The sequence below is a fragment of the Bartonella sp. TT29SHDZB genome, from assembly GCF_042193395.1.
Taxonomy (GTDB): domain Bacteria; phylum Pseudomonadota; class Alphaproteobacteria; order Rhizobiales; family Rhizobiaceae; genus Bartonella.
In genome coordinates this window covers 1-3,789 of record NZ_JBHILQ010000048.1, presented here as the reverse complement: position 1 = coordinate 3,789, position 3,789 = coordinate 1, and the positions used below count along the sequence as shown (strand labels likewise).

General features: G+C 48.2%; 1 protein-coding gene. It reads right to left on the bottom strand.

Features of this window, described 5'->3' with window-relative positions:
* A partial coding sequence (locus ACFIJJ_RS09085) for a filamentous hemagglutinin N-terminal domain-containing protein (RefSeq protein ID WP_375646718.1) occupies nt 1–3,788 on the bottom strand: 3,788 nt, incomplete at its 3' end.
* Nucleotide 3,789 lies beyond the last annotated feature (1 nt).

Genomic DNA, 3,789 nt, shown 5'->3' with positions numbered 1-3,789 from the left:
GTGTTTTTAACACCAGCCAAACCTTTATCGCCAGAGCTTAAGCCAACTTGCTCAACCCCCTCACGCACCGCATGATTGTCAATATAGCCTGTCAACTTGGCATCAAGCGTGCCACCAGCTTCAATCGTGCCGTAAACAGCATCATAAGTGCGCGTGATTATTACAGGATCATCAACATATTCCGATGTGTCTGTATCTCCTATTTGAGCCACCCCTGCACCCAAAATATCACCAGATGTAGTCTCAATGCGTGTTGTCGTCTCAATCTTGGTTGTTTCGGTTAAATCACGCCCCTCATTGAGCAGCGTATCGCCATGCATCACAATGTTGCCATTGGCAGCAATTAAACTATAACTATTGCGGATATCGCCGGCATGAACCGTGAGATGACGCCCTGCTAAAATCTGGGCAGCATTATTGGTAAAATGAGGCTGCTGCTGACTAACCGTCGTTGTAACTCTGGTAGTTGTGGTAGTTGTATCAACAAAAAACCACCCATCTGTTTCGGTATGTGATGTTTCATAGACATTGCGATTCACCACTTTATCGCTAACTTCAACCCCGCCTTCACGCATGTTGGTGAGCGCTGAGACATCGAAGGTCATATCGCCTGACACGGCTTCTAAAAGACCCGAGCTGTTGATCACATGACCAGCCCGCTCTCCACTTAAGCCACGGATGATGAGATTGTCTTCAGCAATGACGTCGGCAAACTTATTAATAAAATCCCCATCTAAGGAGAAAATGGCAGATTTCTTGGCATAAATCAGCCCACTATTACTCAGATCAGCGCTCACATTGAGCGCAACCCCATCACCACTTGAGCCAATACTGCCGGCATTGTCCAAAACATCTGCGGTTAAGACAAAAGCACCACCACTTTTGAGTACACCGTCTTCACCATTTAAAACCAGAGCAACTTGCCCCAATGACGGATCATGGCTTTCTGCCATAAGCGTAAAGCTATCACTGGCTAAAAGCTGACCGGAATTGGCTAAAGACCCAAGCTTCGCTTCAACAACACCGCCCACCATAATACCGGAATTACTTAAAACATCATGGCTGTTGAGAGTAAGTACTCCGCCTTGCGCTTCCACAAGCCCATCCTGGGTGAATGTGCCTGCCTTCAGCGTTACATCATAGGCGCCAACCTCACTTGTCTCACCCAGCGTCAATATGCCATCGGTTGAGAGCTCAACCCGCTTTTTAGAGACAATGCGCCCCGTTTGGTTCAGAGTGTTTTGCGCATGCAAAGCAATGGTATCATTGCTTTCTATTGTGCCACTATTGCTTAAATCACCATGGCTGGTCAGTTGAAGGTCACCACGCTCAATCTCTATGTGCCCTGCTTGGATCACACTATCAGCAACAATATTGACTGCCCCTTGCGTCGAAATAAGACCATCAACATTCTCAAAACTGCCCACATCAATGCGCAAACCATCCCGCGCTAAAACATGTGCACCTTCATCATGTGTAGCGTTTTGTTGGTCTGAATTTGTCGTTTCAGCGCTTTTATTGACAAAAGACGTTGCAACAATCTTCATCTCACCGGCTAAAGCACTGAGAAGACCAGCCTCATTATTTATATGACCAGCACGTATCTCTTTCAGCCCACCAATGCTGAGAGCCTCTTCAGCAATCATTCTGCCCTGTGTGTTGGTTAAATCACCATCACTGAATACGTCCATAGATTTTTTGGCGTAAATCAGCCCACTATTGCTGACATTCCCTGCCACATTGAGGGCAACATTCTCACCACTAGAGCCAAGCGCACCGGCATTGTCTAATTGCCCTGCGGTCACAACAAAAACGCCACCACTTTGAAGAACCCCTTCGGATGTATTCTTCAGAAAGGCTTGTTGCGGATCGGCGCCTTCTTGTGCACTTACCACCAAATGCAAATCATCGGTTGCAATAAACGTCCCTTGATTGGTAAATGCACCAATATGAGCATCGACACTCTCACCGCGCATTGTGCCGTTATTTGCAACCCCATCACGCACTTGAAGGGTTAATGCTCCTTCTTGAGCTTCCACAGTCCCTGCTTGGGTTAAAGCATCAGCACTTAAAACCACATCATAACTTAAAATCGTGCTCTCTTGAGAGGTTGTGAGCATGCCCCCCGCTGTCAAGGCAACCTGCTGCATACTGACAATATCACCCGTGTGATTGAGGGCACCATGGGCATCCAGCGTTATCTCCCCATTGGACAACACAGTGCCTTCTTGGATCAGGGCACCGTGATGCGCATAAAGGTCAATTTTTTGCTCTGCCACTAAGCGCGCACGTGATGTAAGCTCTGCTGCTTCCACCAAAAGAGAGCCGCCGGCGCTATAATGTCCAGCGCCTACAGTGAGCCCATCATCGGCGCTCAAGACAATATTCCCCTTGGCACCAATATGGTTGTTTAAAGCGGTGATTTGATTGGTTTCAATGGTCAGATCGCCAAGGGAAGAAACCCCTGTTTGATCATTGTCTTGCATGCGGCTTAGATCAATTGTTGCTGCTTGGATCTCTAAAAGATCACCGGCGGCTATCCGCCCATTCCCCGCCTCAAGCTTTGCTGCCTGTAAATGCAAAGAACCCGTCGCTGACTGTTGACCATCACTCCCAATACCGCTTGCTAAAAGAGCATGGGACTGGAGCTTGATCAGATTGGCGTGCACATCAACAGCACCGCTTGCCGCAACGCGAGCTTGCTCAGCCAATTCAACATGTTTCAAAGCCTTCAGTTCAACCGCTTCTTCTGAAAAAAGAAGATCTTTCACATGCACACTATCGTGGTGGGAACGCGCTTTTACTGCTCCTTTGGCACGTGCTTTGGCAATCACTAACTTGCCATCACTTGTCAATCTCATGGCGCCTGCATTGGCAACCATGTCTCCGCGCATCTTAACGCCGGCGCCTTTATCATTGGCAATCACGCGGATCTGCCCCGCATACATTCCACCAAACTCACTGGAATCAATCGCCAATTCTGGCTCTTTGCCATCAGAACCAAGAGAAGTTGCTTCGCGTTTGTCATAATCAAAATGATTGTGACCAGCGATAACAGCCAAATCTCCTTTGACCTGTATGGGACCCCCGATACTGATCTTGCGCGAAACAAGATCAAAAATATCTAATGCACTCCCATCAGCCCCACGAGAACCTATGGTGATATCACCACCCTCAACACGCAACCCACTCAAAGCGCCATCGGCTCCAATGATCGGTTGTCCGGTCGATAAAGTCACCCGTGGAGTATTGATAAAGCCACAACCGTTACAGGTAATCCCATTGGGGTTGGCGATAATAACATCCGCCATATGCCCGTGTACTTCGCTCACGCCTTCAAGACGCGAGCGATTGGCACTCACCACTTCATTAAGGATAACCTTTGCTGCACCGCTATAACGCAAATTGCCATTGCCTGGCACCAATCCCCCAAGCTGTGAACGCGAAACCTCCTCAGTCGAATTGTTCAAAATCACGCCATGGGTATCAACATTGAAACTGTCATATTTGTTATGAGAAAGACCCTGTCCATTGGGGCGAACAATATCAATCAGCGGCACATCATTGCCGGCTTTCCCCACCGTGGGGCGGAAAACAGAGCCAACCCCATCAGCTGCTTTAATCCCTTGGCTCTCTTGTGCAACAGGACTTCGCGCTCCAAGCGCTTGTGCTTGCAACAACAAAGGCTGAAAAGCTAAGCAAAAACTTAAAACCAGTGAAAGCCCCTTATGGATCCCTCGCTGCAAAACACAAAGAACGCGCTTTCCTCGCTTGTATCCATATCCCAAT